Below are 19283 nucleotides of genomic sequence, written 5' to 3' on the forward strand. Positions count from 1 at the left end.
TCAGCCTTTCAGCGCCGAGACGTCATCAACCTCGATGCTGCCCCGGTTTCGGAAGTAGATGACGACAATGGCCAGCCCGATCGCCGCCTCGGCGGCCGCAACGGTCAGGATGAACATGGCGAAGACTTGGCCGGTCAGATCGTCCAGCCGGGCGGAGAAGGCCACGAAGTTCAGGTTCACCGCGAGCAGGATGAGCTCGACGCTCATCAGGATCACGATGACGTTCTTGCGGTTCATGAAGATGCCGAGCACGCCCAGCACGAAGAGGATGGCGCCCACCGTCAGGTAGTGCGCGAGGCCGATGGTCAGCATCAGTGGTGCCCCCCGCCATGGGATTCGACCTGCCTCGGTGCCGGCTTCTCGGGCGGCGGCAGCGGGCGCAGGATCTCGGCGCGGTTGATGCCCGCACCGATGGCGGGCTGCGCCATCACCACCTCGGAGGAACGGGCGATCTGCTCGGCGATGTTCTGGCGCTTCGCCGTCGGCTTGTCGCGCAGCGTCAGCACGATGGCGCCGATCATGGCGACCAGCAGGATCAGGCCCGATGCCTGGAAGAGGTAGATATAGTCCGTATAGATGATCCGCCCCAGAGCTTCGGTGTTGGAGACGCCGGCCGGCGTCGGCGAAAGCCGCAGGTCACCGACATCCGCCGCGAACCGCCAGGCGCCCAGCACCAGCAGCAGCTCGAGAAAGAGGATGCCGCCGATGACGGCGCCGACCGGCAGGTAGCGCTGGAACCCCTCGCGCATCTGCGCGAAGTCGATATCGAGCATCATCACGACGAAGAGGAACAGCACCGCGACCGCACCGACATAGACGATGACCAGGATCATCGCCAGGAACTCGGCGCCCGCGATCAGGAAGAGCGCCGCCGCGTTGAAGAAGGCGAGGATGAGGTACAGCACTGAATAGACGGGGTTGCGCGACGTCACCACCATCACCGCCGACGCGATGAGGATGAAGGCGAAGAGGTAGAAGGCGAGGCCGGCGATCATCGGTAGGGTGCATCCAGTTCGAGGCGCTTGGCGAGAAGGCTCTCCCACCTGTCGCCATTCGCGAGCAGGCGCTCCTTGTCGTACATGAGCTCCTCGCGCGTCTCGGTGGCGAATTCCGCGTTCGGGCCCTCGACGATGGCATCCACCGGGCAGGCTTCCTCGCACATGCCGCAATAGATGCACTTCGTCATGTCGATGTCGTAGCGCGTGGTCCGGCGGGAGCCATCCTCGCGCGGTTCGGCTTCGATGGTGATGGCAAGCGCCGGGCAGACCGCCTCGCAGAGCTTGCAGGCGATGCAGCGTTCCTCGCCATTCGGATAGCGGCGCAGCGCGTGCTCACCCTTGAAGCGGGGCGAGAGCGGCGTCTTCTCATAGGGGTAGTTCAGCGTGACCTTGCGGCTGAAGAATTGCTTCAAGGTCTGGGCCATGCCGCTGACGAGTTCCGCCAGCAGAAAGGAGCGCGCGAAGCGGTCGAGACCGGTCATGCGGGGAGCAATCCTGTCAGCTTGAGGAAGGCCGCGGTCAGCACCAGCCAGACCAGGCTGAAGGGCAGGAAGACCTTCCAGCCCAGGCGCATCAGCTGGTCATAGCGATAGCGCGGGAAGGTCGCGCGCACCCAGATGAAGACGAAGAGCAGCGCCGCGACCTTGAGCGCGAACCACACGGGCCCGGGGATCCAGTTCAGCGGCGCGATGTCGAGCGGCGGGTACCACCCCCCGAGGAAGAGGATGGTGGTCAGCGCCGACATCAAAATCATGTTCGCGTATTCGCCGAGGAAGAACAGCGCGAAGCTCATCGAGCTGTATTCGACGAAGAAGCCCGCCACCAGCTCGCTCTCGCCCTCCGGCAGGTCGAAGGGGGCGCGGTTGGTCTCGGCCAGCGTGCTGATGAAGAAGATGACGAACATCGGGAAGAGCGGGATGGCGAACCAGAGGTTCTCCTGCGCGCGGACGATCTCCGTCAGGTTCAGCGAACCCACGCAAAGCAGCACGGTCACGATCACGAAGCCCATGCTGACTTCGTAGGACACCATCTGCGCCGCCGAGCGCAGCGCGCCCAGGAAGGCGTATTTCGAGTTGGACGCCCAGCCCGCGATGATGATGCCGTAGACACCCAGCGAGGAGATGGCGAAGAGATAGAGGATGCCGACATTGATGTCGGCGATCGCCCAGCCGTCATTCACCGGGATCACCGCCCAGGCCAGCATCGCGAGCACGAAGGTCAGCATCGGCGCCAGGATGAAGAGACCGCGCGAGGCGCCGGAAGGAATGATGGTCTCCTTCATCAGCATCTTGATGGCGTCGGCGAAGGGCTGCAGCAGGCCGAAGGGGCCGACGACATTGGGCCCGCGCCGCATCTGCATCGCGCCCAGCACCTTGCGCTCGGCCCAGGTGAGGTAGGCAACGGCAATCAGCACGGGCACCAGCAGCGCCAGGGTCTGCGCCACGGTCAGCGCCAGCACGCCGATGGGGGAGTTGAGGAAATCCGTCATGCGCTCACTCCGCCGCCAGCGCAGGGCGCAGGTAGGTGGCCGCGCACTCGGCCATGGTGGAGCTGGCGCGGGTGATGGGGTCGACCTGCCAGTAGTTGCGGATCGGCAGACCGAAGGGCGCATGGCTCGGTGCGCCCGCCGCTTCCGGCCCGGCATCATCGGTGCAGCCGGGCAGCGGTGCCTGGTCGAGCCGCGCGAAGACCGGATGCGCGGCCGCCATCTCGGCCCGCAGCGCCTCCAGCGTGTCGAAGGGCAGCGTGACGCCGAGGAACTGCGAGGCGGCGCGGATGATGCGCCAATCCTCGCGCGCCTCGCCGGGCGGCGGCACGGCCATGCGGCCCCGCTGCACGCGGCCTTCCGTGTTGACGTAGGTGCCGTCCTTCTCGGTATAGGCCGCACCCGGCAGGATCACGTCTGCGCGTGCGGCCGCGGCCTCGCCATGATGGCCCTGATAGATCACGAAGGTCCCGGGCTTGATGCGCGAGACATCGAAACCATCGGCGCCCAGCAGCCAGAGCGCATCAACGCCGCCCGCCAGCATGGCCTCCATGTCGAGGCCCCCCTCGCCCGGCACGAAACCGAGGTCGAGTGCGGCCACCTGGCCGCCGAATTGATGCAGGAGGTTGAACCCATGCCAATCCTCACGCAGCGCCTCGGCGCCCTTGGCGAGTTCCCAAGCGGCGGCGAGCACCGCCGCGCCATCCGCCCGCGCCAGCGCGCCACGGCCGAGGATGACCATCGGCTTGGCAGCGCCCTTCAGGAACTCCGCACCCGCCGCAAAATCGGCCGGGCCCGCGCCCAGATGCGTCACGGGATAGGTCAGGTCCACCGCCTCGCCAATCACACCGACGCGCATCCCGCCCGCGACCCAGCGCTTGCGGATGCGCGCATTGATCACCGGCGCTTCGACGCGCGGATTGCTGCCGATGATGAGGATGGCGTCCGCCTCCTCGATCCCGGCGATGCTGGAATTGAAGAGGTAATAGTCGGGCCGCGAGGCATCGAGCTTCGCGCCATCCTGCCGCGCATCCAGGTTCGTGCTGCCCATGGCGTTCAGCATCGCCTTCAGCGCAAACAGGCTCTCCGCATCCATCGTGTCGCCGGCAACCGCGCCGATGCGCTGGCCGCGCACATTCTGCACGATGGCGCCGAAGGCCTCGGCCCAGGAGGCCGGCTTGAGCTGGCCATCGCGCCGCACCCAGGGCCGGTCCAGCCGCTTGCGCTTGAGGCCATCGAAGGAGAAGCGCGAGCGGTCGCCCAGCCACTCCTCGTTCACGTCGTCATTCACGCGGGGCAGCATGCGGAGCACCTCGCCGCCGCGCACATCCACGCGGATGGCGGCCCCCGTCGCGTCCAGCACATCCACGCTGTCCGTCTTCGACAGCTCCCAAGGGCGGGAGACGAAGGCATAGGGCCGGCTGGTCAGCGCGCCGACAGGGCAGAGATCAATCAGGTTGCCGGAAAGCTCGCTGGACAGCGCCTTCTCGACATAGGTGCCGACTTCCATGTTCTCGCCGCGACCCGTCGCACCCATCTCCGGCACGCCGGCCACCTCGGCCGCGAAGCGGATGCAGCGCGTGCAATGGATGCAGCGGTTCATCACTGTCTTGATCAGCGGGCCGACATACTTGTCCTTCACCGAGCGCTTCTGCTCGTGATAGCGGCTGCCATCCTTGCCGTAGGAGACGGCCTGGTCCTGCAGGTCGCATTCGCCGCCCTGGTCGCAGATCGGGCAGTCGAGCGGATGGTTGATCAGCAGGAATTCCATCACGCCGCGCCGCGCATTGCGCACCACCGGCGTGTCGGTGAAGACCTTCATGCCATCCATGACGGGATATGCGCAGGAGGCGACGGGCTTCGGCGCCTTCTCCACTTCCACCAGGCACATGCGGCAATTGCCGGCGACCGAGAGGCGCTCATGGTAGCAGAAGCGCGGGATTTCCTTGCCCGCGGCCTCGCAGGCCTGCAGCACGGAGGACCCGTTCGGGACCTCGACCTCGATGCCGTCGATGGTGACCTTGGCCATGACCTTACTCCGCCGCCATGGGCAGGTTGTTGCGCGCCTTGTAGGCCGCGATCCGCTCTTCCATCATCGGGCGGAAGTGGCGGATCAGCCCCTGCACCGGCCAGACGCCGCCATCTGCGAGTGCGCAGATGGTGTGGCCCTCGATCTGCCGCGTCACCTGCTCCAGCACGTCGATCTCCTCGATCTCGGCGCGGCCTTCGACCATGCGCAGCATCACGCGGTTCACCCAGCCCATGCCCTCGCGGCAGGGCGTGCACTGGCCGCAGCTCTCATGCTTATAGAAGGCGGAAAGGCGCTGGATCGCCTTGATCAGGTCGGTGGACTTGTCCATCACGATCACGCCCGCCGTGCCGAGGCCGGTCTTGTGTTCGCGCAGCGCGTCGAAGTCCATCAGCACGTCGTCGCAGACGCTCTTCGGGATCATCGGCGTGGAAGAACCGCCGGGGATGACGGCCAGGAGATTGTCCCAGCCGCCGCGCACGCCGCCGGCATAGCGATCAATCAGCTCGCGCAGCGGGATGCTCATCTCGGCTTCCACGTTGCACGGCTTGTTCACATGGCCCTGGAGGCAGAAGATCTTGGTGCCCGAATTCTTCGGCCGCCCGAAGCTGGAGAACCAGGAAGCGCCGCGCCGCAGGATGGTCGGCACCACCGCGATGGTCTCGACGTTGTTCACCGTCGTCGGGCAGCCATAGAGGCCGACGGCGGCAGGGAATGGCGGCTTCAGCCGCGGCATGCCCTTCTTGCCTTCGAGGCTTTCGATCAGCGCCGTCTCTTCGCCGCAGATGTACGCGCCGGCGCCGCGATGCACGAAGACGTCGAAATCATAGCCCGAACCGCAGGCATTCTTGCCGATCAGCCCGGCGTCATAGGCCTCGTCGATCGCGGCCTGCAGCACCTGGATCTCGTTGTAGTATTCGCCGCGCACATAGATGTAGGCGGCGACTGCCCCCATAGCGAAGCCCGCAATCAGGCAGCCCTCGACCAGCTTGTGCGGGTCGTGGCGGATGATGTCGCGGTCCTTGCAGGTGCCGGGCTCGCTCTCATCGCCATTGACGACGAGATAGGAGGGGCGGCCCTCGACCGGCGCCTTCGGCATGAAGGACCACTTCATGCCGGTCGGGAAGCCGGCACCGCCGCGGCCGCGCAGGCCGGAATTCTTCACCTCCTCGATCAGCGCGTCGCGCCCTTTCGAGAGCAGATCCTTCGTGCCGTCCCAGTCGCCGCGCATGCGTGCGGCCTGGAGGTTCCAGGGCTGCGTGCCATAGAGATTGGTGAAGATGCGATCCTTGTCGGAGAGCGCCATGTCTCAGTCCTCCGCCCCGTTCAGCACCTGAGGGCCGCCGACGGGCGCACTGGTCTGGCGGCCGATCATCGAGCCGGGCTTCGGCCGCTCGCCGCGCTTCAGCGCCTCGATCAGCTTCACCGTGCTGTCGTAATCCATGTCCTCGTAGTAGTCGTCATCCACCTGGAGGATCGGCGCGTTCACGCAGCCGCCCAGGCATTCGACTTCCGTCAGTGTGAAGTTGCCGTCGGCGCTGGTGTCGCCATAGCCCTTCAGCGCGCCCGCATCCTTGCAGGCGCGTAGCACGTCGTCCGAACCCCGCAGCCAGCAGGGCGTGGTGCCGCAGACCTGCAGGTGATACCGGCCGATCGGCTTGGTGTTGTACATGAAGTAGAAGGTCGCGACCTCGTAGACGCGCATCGGCGCCATGCCGAGGCGCGCCGCGATCACGTCCATGGCCACGCGCGGCACCCAGGCCGAGCCGGTCAGCCGGCCCATCTGCTTCTGCGCGACATAGAGCAGCGGCATCACCGCGCTGGCCTGCTTGCCGGCCGGATAGCGCGGCAGGATCTTGGCGATCTGCGCTTCGCTCGCGGCGTCGAATTCGAAGGAGGTCGGCTCGCTCATGGGGCTTACAGCTTCTGCACGAAGAAAACGGCCGCGGTGAGGATCACCGCGAGCCAGAGTGGCGTCCAGCCCCAGGCGGGCTTCAGCCAACGAAACAGCACGCCCGCGACCAGCGCCGGCACGTAGAAGCCGATGAAGCTGATCAGGGCGTTCCCGCTCACCGGTCGATCTCGCCGAACACGATGTCGAGGCTGCCGATGATGGCCACCGCATCGGCCAGCATGTGGCCCTTGCTCAGCACCTCCATGGCCTGGAGATGCGCGTAGCCAGGGGCGCGGATCTTGCAGCGATACGGCTTGTTGGTGCCGTCAGCGACCAGATAGACGCCGAACTCGCCCTTGGGCGCCTCGGTCACCGTGTAGGTGCTGCCGGCGGGCACGTGGTAACCCTCGGTGTAGAGCTTGAAGTGATGGATGAGCGCTTCCATCGAGCGCTTCATCTGCCCGCGCGTCGGCGGGACGATCTTGTTGTCCAGCACCTTGATCGGGCCCGGCTTCATCTGGTCCAGGCATTGCCGGATGATGCGCAGCGACTGCCGCATCTCCTGCATGCGCAGCAGATAGCGGTCATAGCAATCGCCGTTGCGGCCGACCGGTACGTCGAATTCCATCCGGTCATAGACATCATAGGGCTGCGACTTCCGCAGGTCCCACGCCACACCTGAGGCGCGCAGGCAGGGGCCGGAGAAGCCCCATTCCATCGCCTGCTCGGCCGTCATCACGCCGATATCCACGGTGCGCTGCTTGAAGATACGATTGCTGGTGAGCAGCCCTTCCAGCTCATCGAGGAAGGCCGGGAACTGCGCCATCCAGCGCTCGATCTTCTCCGGCAGCGCGGCCGGGATGTCCTTCGCCACACCGCCAGGCCGAAAGTAGTTGGCGTGGTAATGGCTGCCCGAGGTCATCTCGTACATCTCGAGCAGGTGCTCGCGCTGCTCGAAGCCCCAGAGCGCGGGCGTGATGGCGCCGCAGTCGAGTGCGTAGGTCGTCACGTTCAGCAGGTGGTTCGCGATGCGCGTGATCTCGGCGAAGAGCACACGGATGTATTGCGCGCGCTCCGGCACGTCCTGCGTGATGCCGAGCAGCCGCTCCGTCGCCAGCGCGAAGCTGTGCTCCATGCACATGGGGCTGACGTAGTCGAGCCGGTCGAAATAGGGCAGCGCCTGCAGGTAGGTCTTGTACTCGATCAGCTTCTCGGTGCCGCGATGTAGCAGGCCGATATGCGGATCGGCACGCTCCACCACCTCGCCCTTCATCTCGAGGATGAGGCGCAGGACGCCATGTGCGGCCGGATGCTGCGGGCCGAAGTTGATGGTGTGGCTGTCCATCTCGACGATGCGCCGCTCGGTCTCGTTCTGCGGGGCTTCGCCGATCGGGCTGAGGTCGCTCATGCCTTGTCCCCCTTCTCGTCTTCGGGGCGGGCGATGCGGTTCAGGTGCACCTTCTCATCGCCCGGCAGGGTGGTCATGGCCTCCCAGGGGCTCATGAAGTCGAAGCTGCGGAAATCCTGCACGAGCTTCACCGGTTCCTGCACCACGCGGCCGGCCTCGGCGTCGTAGCGCATCTCGACGAAGCCGGTGAGCGGGAAATCCTTGCGGAGCGGATGCCCCTCGAAGCCGTAATCCGTCAGCAGGCGACGCAGATCGGCGAGACCCGCAAAGACCACGCCATACATGTCCCAGGTCTCGCGCTCGAACCAGGTGGCGGTGGGCCAGATGGAGGCGATGCTCGGCACCGGCTGCTCGGCATCCGTCGTCGTCACCACGCGCAGGCGCTCATTCCGCGTCAGCGAGAGGAGGTTGTACACGACCTCGAAGCGCTCCGGCCGGTCGGGCCAGTCCACGCCGCAGACATCCATGAGCTGCGCGAAATCGAGCGAGGGCGCGTCGCGCAGCAGTGCCATCAGCGGCAGCAACGCATCGCGCGTCACATGCAGAACCAGCTCGGCCCCGTAGCGCTCGCGCGTATAGGCGACCGGCAGCCGGTCCGCGATCAGGCCGCGGAGTTCGTTCTCGAGTGCGTCAACCACGGAGGATGGTCCCCGTGCGGCGGATCTTCTTCTGCAATTGCAGGATCCCGTAGACCAGCGCCTCGGCCGTGGGTGGGCAGCCGGGGACATAGATGTCCACGGGCACGATGCGGTCGCAGCCGCGCACCACCGAGTAGCTGTAGTGGTAATAGCCCCCGCCATTGGCGCAGGAGCCCATGGAGATCACCCAGCGCGGCTCGCTCATCTGGTCGTAGACCTTGCGCAACGCGGGCGCCATCTTGTTGGTCAGCGTGCCGGCCACGATCATCACGTCGCTCTGCCGCGGCGAACCGCGCGGGATGATGCCGAAGCGGTCGAGATCGTAGCGGGCCATGTAGGCATGGATCATCGGCACGGCGCAGCACGCGAGGCCGAAGGTCATCGGCCAGAGCGAACCCGTGCGGGCCCAGTTCACCACCTTGTCGAGGTTGGCGACGACGAAGCCCTTTTCCTCGATCTCGCCGGTGACGGCGCGGATCACCGCATCCTGCGGGGCGCCGGCCGGGTTCCAGGCAATCTCGTTCATGGCCCTATTCCCAATCCAGGGCGCCTTTGCGCCACTCGTAGATGAAGCCGACCGTCAGCACGCCGAGGAAGCCCATCATCGAGAAGAAGCCGAGCCAGCCGATCTCGCCCAGCGTCACCGCCCAGGGGAAGAGGAAGGCCACTTCGAGGTCGAAGATGATGAAGAGGATCGCGACCAGGTAGAACCGCACGTCGAAGCGGCGGCGCGTGTCGTCGAAGGGGGCGAAGCCGCACTCATAGGCGGAGAGCTTCTCGGCATTGGGCTTCTGCCGCGCGACCAGCAGGCTGCCGCCCACCATGGCGAGGGCGATGCCTCCCGCGATCCCCAGGAAGACGAGGATGGGGAAATACTCGGCGAGCAACGGCTGCGTCATCTTTGCCTCGGCGACTCTTTGCCTCGCCCATTCCTGGCCGCTTTGCCACGGCGGATGGACGATGGGCCAGGGGTGCGGGACTGCGCCTCTGACGCGGCGCACCATACAGCAAGGCGGGCCTGCTCCGCCATAGGGGGGTCAAGTTAAACCCACGTCAGCACAAGCGGTTGCGCCCCAGGATCGGTGCGAAGTGGCAATGTCCGAATTGTCTGGAAAAGGTCTGGCGCGAGTGACGGGGCTCGAACCCGCGACCTCCGGCGTGACAGGCCGGCGCTCTAACCGACTGAGCTACACCCGCAGCAGACGAAGGGGCGTTTAGGCCCCGCCTCGGTGGCTGTCAACCAACCGGGGCCGGAAAAGATGGTGGGCGCTGACGGGGTCGAACCGCCGACATCCTGCGTGTAAAGCAGGCGCTCTACCTCTGAGCTAAGCGCCCGGCGGCGCCATCATGCCATGGCGTGGCGAAAAAAAAGAGAGGGCCGGAAAACGAGAAGGGCCGGCCCGTGCATGACGGACCGGCCCCGCAAGATCGAGCCTCGGTCAGCTCAGTTCACGGCATCCTTGAGGTTCTTGCCGGCCTTGAAGCGCACCGTGGTCGAGGCGGGGATCTTGATCTCCTCGCCCGTCCGCGGGTTGCGGCCCTTGCCGGCCTTCCGCTTGCTGGTGCTGAAGGTGCCGAAGCCGACGAGGCGGACTTCCTGCTTCTTCTTCAGCGCCTTCGTGATCGCCTCGAAGACGGAATCGAGAACGTCGCCGGCCTTCGCCTTGGACAGTTCGCCCGACTCGGCAACGACGGCCACCAGATCCTGCTTGTTCATGGGACGGTCCCCTTGCTGAACGGCCTACCCACGTGAAGACCGATTCTCCGCGCTGGCCTGGGCGGGACAGTAAGCGGCGGTTTTCCGCCACGTCAATCAGCCACCCCTCCGATTCGCGGCGGTTTGCCTGGGTTTTTTGGGGATAGCTTCGGCAAACCCTTGAGGAAGGTGGCGAAAATGAAAAGGGCGCCCACGAGGGGCGCCCTTCCTGGAATGCAATTCCGGCCTTTCAGTGCGGCCGGACCACCGCCTCCGATTCGACCGGCGGCACCTGCGCCTCCTCAGGCTCCACCCAGGTGATCGCCTCGGGCGGGCGCACCAGGGCTTGGCTGATCACCTGGTCCACATGACTGACCGCGATGATCTTCAGCGCCTTTTTCACGCTCTCCGGGATGTCGGCCAGGTCCTTCTCATTGTCCTTCGGGATGAAGACCGTGGTGATGCCCGCGCGCAGCGCAGCCAGCAGCTTCTCCTTCAGGCCGCCGATCGGCAGGACGCGCCCGCGCAGCGTGATCTCGCCGGTCATCGCCACCTCGCGCCGCACCGGAATCCCAGTGAGGACCGAGATGATGGAGGTCGCCATCGCGACACCGGCGCTCGGGCCATCCTTGGGCGTCGCGCCCTCGGGCACGTGCACATGGATGTCGCGCTTCTCGAACAGCGTCGGCTTGATGCCGAAGGTGATCGAGCGCGAGCGGACGTAGGAGAGCGCCGCGCTGACCGATTCCTTCATCACGTCGCCCAGCTGCCCGGTCGGCTTGATGTTGCCCTTGCCGGGCACCACCACGCTTTCGATGGAGAGGATGTCGCCCCCCACCTCGGTCCAGGCGAGGCCGGTGACGACACCCACCATGTCCTCGCTCTCGGCCTCGCCATAGCGGAACTTCTTCACGCCCGCGTATTTCTCGAGGTTCTTGCGGTTGATCGCGACCTTCTTCGCCTTGCCGGTGACGATCTCCTTCACCGCCTTGCGCGCGAGGCCGCCTAGCTCGCGCTCGAGGTTCCGCACGCCGGCCTCGCGCGTGTAGTAGCGCACGAGGTCGAGCAGGGCTTCGTCGGTCAGCGACCACTCGCTGGGCTTCAGCCCGTTCGCCTCGGTCACCTTCGGCATGAGGTGCCTCTTGGAGATCTGCACCTTCTCATCCTCGGTGTAGCCGGGGATGCGGATGATCTCCATGCGGTCCAGCAGCGGCTGGGGCATGCGCAGCGAATTGGCGGTCGTGATGAACATCACGTCCGACAGGTCGTAATCCACTTCGAGGTAGTGGTCGGCGAAGGTGCCGTTCTGCTCGGGGTCGAGCACCTCGAGCAGCGCGCTCGACGGATCCCCCCGCCAATCGGCGCCGAGCTTGTCGATCTCGTCCAGCAGGAAGAGCGGATTGCTCGTCTTCGCCTTCTTCATGCCCTGGATGACCTTGCCCGGCATGGAGCCGATATAGGTCCGCCGGTGGCCACGGATCTCGGCTTCGTCGCGCACGCCGCCCAGCGACATGCGGACGAAGTTGCGCCCCGTCGCCTTGGCGATGGACTTGCCGAGCGAGGTCTTGCCCACGCCCGGCGGGCCGACCAGGCAGAGAATCGGCCCGCGGATCTTCTTGCTGCGCGCCTGCACAGCCAGATACTCGATGATCCGCTCCTTCACCTTCTCCAGGCCATAATGGTCGGCGTCGAGCACCTTCTCGGCCGCGGTGATGTCGCGGCGCACCACGCTGCGCTTCTTCCAGGGGATGCTGAGGATCCAGTCGAGGTAGTTGCGCACCACGGTCGCCTCGGCCGACATAGGCGACATGGTCCGCAGCTTCTTCAGCTCCGCCATCGCCTTGTCATGCGCTTCCTTGGAGAGCTTCGTGGCCTTGATCTTGGCCTCGATCTCCGCCGCCTCGTCCTTGCCGTCCTCGCCCTCGCCCAGCTCCTTCTGGATCGCGCGCATCTGCTCGTTCAGGTAATACTCGCGCTGCGTCTTCTCCATCTGCCGCTTCACGCGGCTGCGGATGCGCTTCTCCACCTGCAGCACGCTCATCTCGCCTTCCATATGCGAGAAGACGCGCTCCAGCCGCGCCGCGACGGAGGCAATCTCGAGCAGCTCCTGCTTCTCGGGAATCTTGATGGACAGGTGGCTCGCGACCGTGTCGGCGAGCTTTCCGGCGTCGTCGATCTGGTTGATCGAGACCAGCACCTCGGGCGCGATCTTCTTGTTGAGCTTGATGTAGCTCTCGAACTGCGAGACCACGGTGCGCATCAGCGCCTCGACCTCGCGCTTGTCCGAAGGGGCCTCGGCCATCGGCTCGGTGAAGGCCTCGAAGTAGTTCTCGGTTTCCTTGAAGCCCACGATCTTCGCGCGGCGCCCGCCTTCGACCAGCACCTTCACGGTACCGTCGGGCAGCTTGAGCAGCTGCAGGACGGTGGAGACGGTCCCGGTCTCGAAGAGATCGGGTGCGCCGGGATCATCCTGCAAAGCGTTCTTCTGCGCGACGAGCAGGATCTGCTTGTCCTCGCGCATCACGGCCTCGAGAGCGCGAACGGATTTCTCACGGCCGACGAAAAGTGGCACGATCATGTGCGGGAAGACGACGATATCCCGCAGCGGCAATACGGGAAGCAAGTCGCCGCGGATGGTTTCCGTCATGAGGACCTCACTGGGACAGTCGGCGGGGCGGGCGCCCGGATTCGGCACGCCCACCCGGAGCCACGGGTTGGTGACCTTATTTGGTCATGAAAGGGCGGCAAACAAGCCGCCCTCCCTGCCCTCCGCCGGCTCAGGCGGAGGTCTGCTCGGCCGGCTTCTCGCCGTAGATGAAGAGCGGCTGCGCCCGCGTCTCCGCCACTTCGCGGTTCACCACCACCTCCTCCACATCGGCGAGGCCGGGCAGCTCGAACATGGTGGAGAGCAAAATCTGCTCCATGATGGAGCGCAGGCCGCGGGCGCCCGTCTTCCGCTGGATGGCGCGCGTGGCGACGGAACGCAGCGCGTCGTCGGTGAAGGTGAGCTTGGCGCCCTCCATCTCGAAGAGGCGCTGGTACTGCTTGAGCAGCGCGTTCTTCGGCCGCGTCAGGATCTCGATGAGCGCCTTCTCATCCAGGTCCTCCAGCGTGGCGACGACGGGCAGGCGGCCGATGAATTCCGGGATCAGGCCGAACTTCAGCAGATCCTCGGGCTCCACCTCGCGCAGCACGGCACCCATGCGGCGATCCTCGGGGCTGCGCACCTCGGCGCCATAGCCGATGCCCGAACCCTTGCCGCGCGCGCCGATGATCCGCTCCAGCCCGGCAAAGGCGCCACCGCAGATGAAGAGGATGTTCGTCGTGTCCACCTGCAGGAATTCCTGCTGCGGATGCTTGCGCCCGCCCTGTGGCGGCACGGAGGCCACGGTGCCCTCCATGATCTTCAGCAGGGCCTGCTGCACGCCCTCGCCCGAGACATCCCGCGTGATGGAAGGGTTGTCCGACTTGCGCGAGATCTTGTCCACCTCGTCGATGTAGACGATGCCGCGCTGCGCGCGCTCGACATTGTAGTCGGCCGCCTGCAGCAGCTTGAGGATGATGTTCTCGACATCCTCGCCCACATAGCCGGCCTCGGTCAGCGTCGTCGCATCCGCCATGGTGAAGGGTACGTCGAGGATGCGGGCCAGCGTCTGCGCGAGCAGCGTCTTGCCCGAGCCCGTCGGCCCGATCAGCATGATGTTGGACTTGGCGATCTCGACGTCGTTGTTCTTGGCGACCGCGGCGAGGCGCTTGTAGTGGTTGTGCACCGCCACCGCGAGCACCTTCTTCGCGTGCTCCTGGCCGATCACGTAGTCGTCGAGGACCTTGCAGATCTCCTTGGGAGTCGGCACGCCATCGCGCGTCTTCACCATGTGCGTCTTGTGCTCTTCACGGATGATATCCATGCAGAGTTCGACGCATTCATCGCAGATGAACACGGTCGGGCCCGCGATGAGCTTGCGCACCTCGTGCTGCGATTTCCCGCAGAAGGAGCAGTAAAGGGTGTTCTTGCTGTCGCCAGACTTGCTCATGCGCACTCCTCGCGGCGGGGAGGGACCCGGCTGTCTGCCCCCAGGCCGCGTTTCAAACTCGTGACCCGGGAATCTACCCTCCCGGGGGCCTGCAAGGGAAGCTTTGCCACCCTGGCCGGCTCATCCTGCCCCATAAATCCCTAACCGTTTGTCAGGGCTCAGGTTTTCGGCGCTTCCGCGGCCGGCGGGCGCTTGTCCACCACCTGGTCGATCAGCCCCCAATCCCGGGCCTCCTCGGCCGACATGTAGCTGTCGCGCTCCAGCTTGGCCTCGATCGCCTCGACCGGCTGGCCCGTATGGGTGACGTAGATCTGGTTCAGGCGCTTGCGCAGTTCCAGGATCTCGCGCGCCTGGATCTCGATATCCGTCGCCTGGCCCTGGGCGCCGCCGGAAGGCTGGTGCACCATCACGCGGGCGTTCGGCAGCGCGAAGCGCTTGCCCTTGGCGCCGGCCGTCAGCAGCAGCGAGCCCATGGAGGCCGCCATGCCAAGGCAGACCGTGCTGACCGGGCTGCGGATGAACTGCATCGTATCGTAGATCGCGAGCCCGGCGCTCACCACGCCGCCCGGGCTGTTGATGTAGAAGGAAATTTCCTTGTTCGGGTTTTCGCTCTCGAGGAACAGGAGCTGGGCGCAGATCAGGGAGGAGACCTGGTCATAGACCGCGCCGGTCAGGAAGATGATCCGCTCCTTGAGCATCCGCGAATAGATGTCATAGGCGCGCTCACCACGGCTGGATTGCTCCACCACCATGGGGACGAGGGAGTTGTTATAGATTTCAACAGGATCGCGATCCTGGGTCCCCACATATCGCACGTCTTGAATTCCCATCTTCTGAGGTCCGCCCCAGGATGGGCACGGCCTGGTTAAGGCCGGACGAATCGTGCCCCGGCCCCTTGGTCAGGCACAGCATGTGGGCAGAGACATGTCCAAGGAAAGAGGGGGCCTAAGGAAAGAGGGGCCCCCAAGGGAAGAGGGGGCGCGAAGCCCCCTCGCCCATCGCCGCCTCAGATCTGCTGGGCGGCCTCGGCCAGCTTCTCCGGCGTCACGGTCTCTTCCTCGACCTTCGCCAGCTCCAGCATGAAGTCCACGACCTTCTCCTCGAAGATCGGGCTGCGGAGGTTCTCCAGCGCCTGCGGGTTCTTCTGGAAGAAGTCGAAGACCTGCTTTTCCTGGCCGGGATAACGCTGCACCTCGGCGCGCATCGCGTTGCCCAGCTCCTCGCGCGTCACCGTGATGTTGTTGGTCGTGCCGATCTCGGAGAGCAGCAGGCCCAGGCGGATGCGGCGCTCAGCGATGGCGCGGTACTCGCCCTTCAGCGTCGCCTCGTCCTTGCCCGCGTCCTCGCCATCCAGGCGGCCGGCCTTCATGTCGGCCTCGACCCGCTCCCAGATCTGCTTGAACTCGTTCTCGACCATGCCCTCGGGCACCTCAAAGCTGGCGCGCTCGGCCAGCGCGTCCAGCAGCTTGCGCTTCAGGGCCATGCGGCTCTGGCTGTCATATTCGCGCTGCAGGCTCTCGAGGATGACCTCGCGCAGCTTCTCGAAGCTCTCGAGGCCGAGCTTCTTCGCCAGCTCGTCATCCAGCGCGGGCTTGGAATAGGTCTTGAGCGCCTTGGCCGTCACGGTGAACTCGGCATCCTTGCCGGCCAGCTCGGCCGAGCCGTATTCGGCCGGGAAGGTGACCTTGATCACGCGCTCCTCGCCGGGGGCCAGGCCTTCGAGCTGCTCGGTGAAGCCCGGGATGAAGCCGGGGCCGGCCACCTCGATCGGCATGTCGGTCGCGGAGCCACCCTGGAACTCCTCACCGCCGATGCGGCCCACGAAGTCGCAGACCAGCACCTCGCCCTTGGCGGCGGCGCGGGCTTCCGTCTCCTCCAGGCTCGCCTGGCGGCGGCTGATGCTGTCCAGCGCCTTGGACACTTCCTCGTCACCCGGCGCGGCCTTGAGGCGCGTCAGGCTGATGCTGGCGAAATCCGGCATCGGGATGGTGGGGAGCACCTCCACATCCATGCGGAATTCGAGGTCGGCGCCGTCCGCGAAATTCACCAGCTCGATCTTGGGCTGCAGCGCGGGGCGGAGGTTGTTGTCGGCCACCACCTTGCTCGTCGCCTCCTGGACGGAGCTTTCCAGCACCTCGCCCATCACCGCCTGGCCGTAACGGGCCAGCACCACCTTCTGCGGGACCTTGCCGGGACGGAAGCCCGGCATCTTCATGTCCTTGGCCAGCTCCGCGAGGCGCTTGTCCTTCTGGGCGGCGATGCTCGTCGCGGGAACCACCACCGTATAGGCCCGCTTGAGCCCCTCGTTCGCGACCTCAGTGACCTGCATAGTGAGCGATTCCGTTCATGCGTTGATGGGCGCGGCCAAGTGGTGCGGGCGGAGGGATTTGAACCCCCACGGCTTGCGCCACTGGAACCTAAATCCAGCGTGTCTGCCAATTCCACCACGCCCGCATGACCGCGCGGCCAAATGGGAAGCGGCGCATGTAGCCGAAACGGCCGCCCTCGCCAATACTGGCCCGCATGACCACCCCCCCCCTGACGACCACGCATGATCCCGGTGGAAAGGTGCGCCTCCGGCTCGCTTCCGACATCGTCTCGGCCGCCGCCTTCTCCGATTGCCGCCGCTGGCGCTGGTGGCTGGAGCGGCGCTGGGACGGGGCGCCCATCGGCACGCCGGGCTTCGGCGTGGTGATCGGCATGAACCCCTCCACCGCCGATCTCGACGCGGATGACCCGACGGTGGCGGGCTGCGTCTGGCGCGCCCGCCACCGCTGGGGGCTGGGCGGCCTCGTCATGCTTAACGCCTTCGCCTACCGCGCCACCGACAAGAAGCGCCTGCTGGAGGTGGATGACCCTGTCGGCACGGAGAATGACGCGACGATCCTGCATTACGCCCGCAGCGCGGCCCTGGTCGTCGTGGCCTGGGGGCAGCCGCCCCGGCCGCTGATGGGCCGGGGCGCCGCCCTGGCGGCGCTGCTGCGGGGGGCCGGCGTCACCCCGATGTGCTTCGGCGTGAACAATGACGGCAGCCCGAAGCACCCGCTCTACCAACGGCGCGACGCGCCCCTCCTGCCCTGGGCCGGCCTGCCCGACGCGCCGCCTTGAGCGCCATTCGCCTCGCCTACGCCCTCGCCGCCCCCGGCGTCGGCAATTTCGGCGATGTGCTGGGCCCGCTGCTCGTCGCCGCCTTTTCCGGGCGGGAGGTCGCCCCGGCTGCGCCGGCCTCCCTCCGCCGGCGGCTCGCATCCATCGGCACCATCGCCCAGAGCCTGGCTCTCGGTACGGTGGACCTCTGGGGCACAGGGGCCGCCGGGCGCAACAATCCCTTCGCCCCGCAGCGCGGCTTCCAGCGGCGCTTCGCCACGCGACTCGTCGCGCACGCGCTGCGTGGTCCCTTCTCCGCCCGCCTGCTGGCCGAGGCCGGCTTCGCAACCCCGGGCCCCTTCGGCGATCCCGGTTGGCTGCTCCCCCGCCTCTGGCCGGCGCCAGCGCGACCGCCGCGCCATGAACTGGGCGTCATCCTGCATCTGAGCGAGGTGGCCGCGCGCCGGCCCGAGGCAGGGCCGCGACCGGAATTCCTGCGCTACCAGGTCCCGCCGGGCCTTGCGGGCGCCGTGCGGATCATCTCCCCGCTCCACCGGCTCGACCTCACCGCCATGCGCGCCAAGCTGGACGAAATCCTGGATTGCCGACGCATCCTCTCGACCGGCCTGCATGGGCTGATCCTGGCCGAGGCCTATGGCCGCCCCTGCGCTGCCTTCGACATCCATGCTGGGGAGAATGGCCGCCTCGCGGTGACGACCGAAGCGCCGCTCGACCATCGGATCCGGGACTTCTATGCGGGAATCGGCCAGAAATCCGCGCTCGTCCTGCGCCAGCCGCGCCATGGGCCGACGGATTGGGAGGCGGCCATCCGCTTCCTGGATCACGAATGGTCGCCCGTCGCCTTCGATGCGAGCGACCTGCTCGCGGCCTTTCCGGCCTGGTATGGCCGCCTCTCCGAGGGGAACCTGCCCGCCGGCGTGACGGAGCTTCAGGCGCGGCTGCGCCGGATCTTGCCGGGCCCATCGCCTGGCTGAGCGACGGCTTGCCGAACGGCGCAATCCGGATCACGCTTTACGACATTTTCATGACAGGATTCCGGATGAAGCCGCCACGCTTCGCGCCACCCTCCTGGGTGTTGCGCTCCCCGGCCTTTCCGGCTGCTCCGGCAACAATGGCGAGCTGTGGCTCAGCATGAGCCGGGAGCCCCAGCCGCCCACCATGCAGGGGCTGCGGACGGCGGTCATGGTCGCCGAAGGGATTTCGCCCAGCAGCGATGGGACCGCCCTGAACGCGGCGATGGCCCGCCTCAATGGCCGCGAGAGCCTGGCGGTGCTGCGCGCGGAGCTGGACGCGAGCTGCGCGCATTTCCTCAACCGGATGCGGGCGGCGCAGGCGGCCTCGCGGATGACCTCCATCGGCATCAGCACCACCAACGCGCTCACGCTCGGCATCATGGGCGCCACCTCGGCGGCGGCCCCGGCCATCGCGATCGTCGGCGCCTCCATCGCGGCGATGAATTCGCTGAACAGCGGCTTCGATGAAAACGTCCTGATGACCCAGTATGCCGACCGCATCGCCGACCTCGTCGCGGCAGAGCAGATGCGCCTGCGCTCCGAATGGGAGAACGACGCGCAGCTCAACGAGACGGGCACCCCGGGCCATGCGCGTGCAGTGGGCCGAGGCGTCGAATACGCGCGAAGCTGCAACTACTCCGGTCTTCGCAGGCTGCTGGACCGCGCGGTCAACACGGGCACGCTGGAGGCCCAGTTCCGGGCCACCACGCTGGAAGCGGAGGCGCAGGGCCTGCACGCCGCGCTGGCGGGCATCGGCACGGTGTTGAGCCAGACGGTCTCGCTCGAGAATGCGGCGATGCTGCGTCTCGGGCTGGACAATCCGTCGCGCCTTGAGGCCCTGCCGCTCTCGCTGCGCGAGGCGGCCAAGCCGCTTCTCACCAATCGCGGCGACCGTGCCGATCGTGCGCGCTTGCTCGCCTATCTCAGCCAGGCCGAGCGCAGCGCCGCCTTCCGCAGCGCCGTCGCCGCCCTGCGCTGA

General features: G+C 66.5%; 20 protein-coding genes and 3 tRNA genes. 3 read left to right on the forward strand and 20 right to left on the reverse strand.

The features are described 5' to 3' along the window. From nuoK to R9Z33_RS18400, 20 genes are all read right to left on the reverse strand, one after another. Positions 1-312, reverse strand: coding sequence for an NADH-quinone oxidoreductase subunit NuoK (gene nuoK / locus R9Z33_RS18305; RefSeq protein ID WP_318648000.1), 312 nt, complete (start codon positions 310-312; stop codon positions 1-3). Next, positions 312-995 (reverse strand): NADH-quinone oxidoreductase subunit J, encoded by a 684-nt coding sequence (locus tag R9Z33_RS18310; RefSeq protein ID WP_318648001.1) that lies wholly within the window; start codon positions 993-995, stop codon positions 312-314. Before R9Z33_RS18310 ends, nuoK begins: the two co-directional genes overlap by 1 nt. Next, on the reverse strand, positions 992-1480 hold the full coding sequence (nuoI, locus tag R9Z33_RS18315) for an NADH-quinone oxidoreductase subunit NuoI (RefSeq protein WP_318648002.1): 489 nt from the start codon (positions 1478-1480) through the stop codon (positions 992-994). Before nuoI ends, R9Z33_RS18310 begins: the two co-directional genes overlap by 4 nt. Beyond that, positions 1477-2487 carry an NADH-quinone oxidoreductase subunit NuoH gene (nuoH, locus tag R9Z33_RS18320; protein ID WP_318648003.1) on the reverse strand — a complete coding sequence of 337 codons (1011 nt, stop codon included), beginning with the start codon at positions 2485-2487 and terminating at the stop codon, positions 1477-1479. Before nuoH ends, nuoI begins: the two co-directional genes overlap by 4 nt. Before the next feature lie 4 nt (positions 2488-2491). Further along, on the reverse strand, positions 2492-4513 hold the full coding sequence (nuoG, locus tag R9Z33_RS18325; RefSeq protein WP_318648004.1) for an NADH-quinone oxidoreductase subunit NuoG: 2022 nt from the start codon (positions 4511-4513) through the stop codon (positions 2492-2494). A gap of 4 nt (positions 4514-4517) precedes the next feature. Next, on the reverse strand, positions 4518-5819 hold the full coding sequence (gene nuoF, locus R9Z33_RS18330) for an NADH-quinone oxidoreductase subunit NuoF (RefSeq protein WP_318648005.1): 1302 nt from the start codon (positions 5817-5819) through the stop codon (positions 4518-4520). Between the two features lie 3 nt (positions 5820-5822). Beyond that, positions 5823-6425: a complex I 24 kDa subunit family protein gene (locus R9Z33_RS18335; protein WP_318648006.1), complete on the reverse strand. Its 603-nt coding sequence runs from the start codon at positions 6423-6425 to the stop codon at positions 5823-5825. 5 nt (positions 6426-6430) lie between these two features. After that, positions 6431-6586: a hypothetical protein gene (locus R9Z33_RS18340; protein ID WP_318648007.1), complete on the reverse strand. Its 156-nt coding sequence runs from the start codon at positions 6584-6586 to the stop codon at positions 6431-6433. Then, entirely contained in the window at positions 6583-7815 is a 1233-nt protein-coding gene (locus R9Z33_RS18345; protein WP_318648008.1) for an NADH-quinone oxidoreductase subunit D, read from the reverse strand. Before R9Z33_RS18345 ends, R9Z33_RS18340 begins: the two co-directional genes overlap by 4 nt. Next, entirely contained in the window at positions 7812-8420 is a 609-nt protein-coding gene (locus tag R9Z33_RS18350) for an NADH-quinone oxidoreductase subunit C (protein WP_404830690.1), read from the reverse strand. Before R9Z33_RS18350 ends, R9Z33_RS18345 begins: the two co-directional genes overlap by 4 nt. Positions 8421-8445: 25 nt before the next feature. Beyond that, on the reverse strand, positions 8446-8979 hold the full coding sequence (locus tag R9Z33_RS18355; RefSeq protein WP_249732032.1) for a NuoB/complex I 20 kDa subunit family protein: 534 nt from the start codon (positions 8977-8979) through the stop codon (positions 8446-8448). A 4-nt stretch (positions 8980-8983) separates the two neighbouring features. Then, a complete protein-coding gene (locus R9Z33_RS18360) occupies positions 8984-9352 on the reverse strand; it encodes an NADH-quinone oxidoreductase subunit A (protein WP_213612655.1) in 369 nt (122 codons plus the stop codon). Positions 9353-9573: 221 nt separating this feature from the next. Continuing rightward, positions 9574-9650 (reverse strand) — tRNA-Asp (locus tag R9Z33_RS18365). A gap of 63 nt (positions 9651-9713) precedes the next feature. Beyond that, positions 9714-9788: transfer RNA gene (locus R9Z33_RS18370), tRNA-Val, on the reverse strand. 109 nt (positions 9789-9897) lie between these two features. After that, the gene (locus tag R9Z33_RS18375; protein WP_213612654.1) at positions 9898-10170 is read right to left on the reverse strand and encodes an HU family DNA-binding protein; all 273 of its coding nucleotides are present in this window, start codon (positions 10168-10170) and stop codon (positions 9898-9900) included. A 229-nt stretch (positions 10171-10399) separates the two neighbouring features. Continuing rightward, a complete protein-coding gene (gene lon / locus R9Z33_RS18380; protein WP_318648009.1) occupies positions 10400-12796 on the reverse strand; it encodes an endopeptidase La in 2397 nt (798 codons plus the stop codon). Between the two features lie 130 nt (positions 12797-12926). After that, entirely contained in the window at positions 12927-14183 is a 1257-nt protein-coding gene (gene clpX / locus R9Z33_RS18385; protein WP_318648010.1) for an ATP-dependent Clp protease ATP-binding subunit ClpX, read from the reverse strand. A gap of 158 nt (positions 14184-14341) precedes the next feature. Then, positions 14342-15013, reverse strand: coding sequence for an ATP-dependent Clp endopeptidase proteolytic subunit ClpP (clpP, locus tag R9Z33_RS18390; RefSeq protein ID WP_318648011.1), 672 nt, complete (start codon positions 15011-15013; stop codon positions 14342-14344). 176 nt (positions 15014-15189) lie between these two features. Next, positions 15190-16512, reverse strand: coding sequence for a trigger factor (gene tig, locus R9Z33_RS18395; protein WP_318648012.1), 1323 nt, complete (start codon positions 16510-16512; stop codon positions 15190-15192). A gap of 40 nt (positions 16513-16552) precedes the next feature. Next, positions 16553-16637 (reverse strand) — tRNA-Leu (locus R9Z33_RS18400). A gap of 69 nt (positions 16638-16706) precedes the next feature. On the opposite strand from R9Z33_RS18400, the gene R9Z33_RS18405 reads away from it, so the two are divergent. The 3 genes from R9Z33_RS18405 (at position 16707) to R9Z33_RS18415 (ending at position 19283) form a co-directional block, all read left to right on the forward strand. After that, positions 16707-17291 (forward strand): DUF1643 domain-containing protein, encoded by a 585-nt coding sequence (locus R9Z33_RS18405; RefSeq protein WP_318648014.1) that lies wholly within the window; start codon positions 16707-16709, stop codon positions 17289-17291. Further along, positions 17288-18265: a polysaccharide pyruvyl transferase family protein gene (locus R9Z33_RS18410; protein WP_318648015.1), complete on the forward strand. Its 978-nt coding sequence runs from the start codon at positions 17288-17290 to the stop codon at positions 18263-18265. Before R9Z33_RS18405 ends, R9Z33_RS18410 begins: the two co-directional genes overlap by 4 nt. A 157-nt stretch (positions 18266-18422) precedes the next feature. Continuing rightward, positions 18423-19283: a hypothetical protein gene (locus tag R9Z33_RS18415; RefSeq protein ID WP_318648016.1), complete on the forward strand. Its 861-nt coding sequence runs from the start codon at positions 18423-18425 to the stop codon at positions 19281-19283.

The sequence above is a fragment of the Sediminicoccus rosea genome (assembly GCF_033547095.1).
GTDB classification, from domain to species: Bacteria; Pseudomonadota; Alphaproteobacteria; order Acetobacterales; family Acetobacteraceae; genus Roseococcus; species Roseococcus rosea.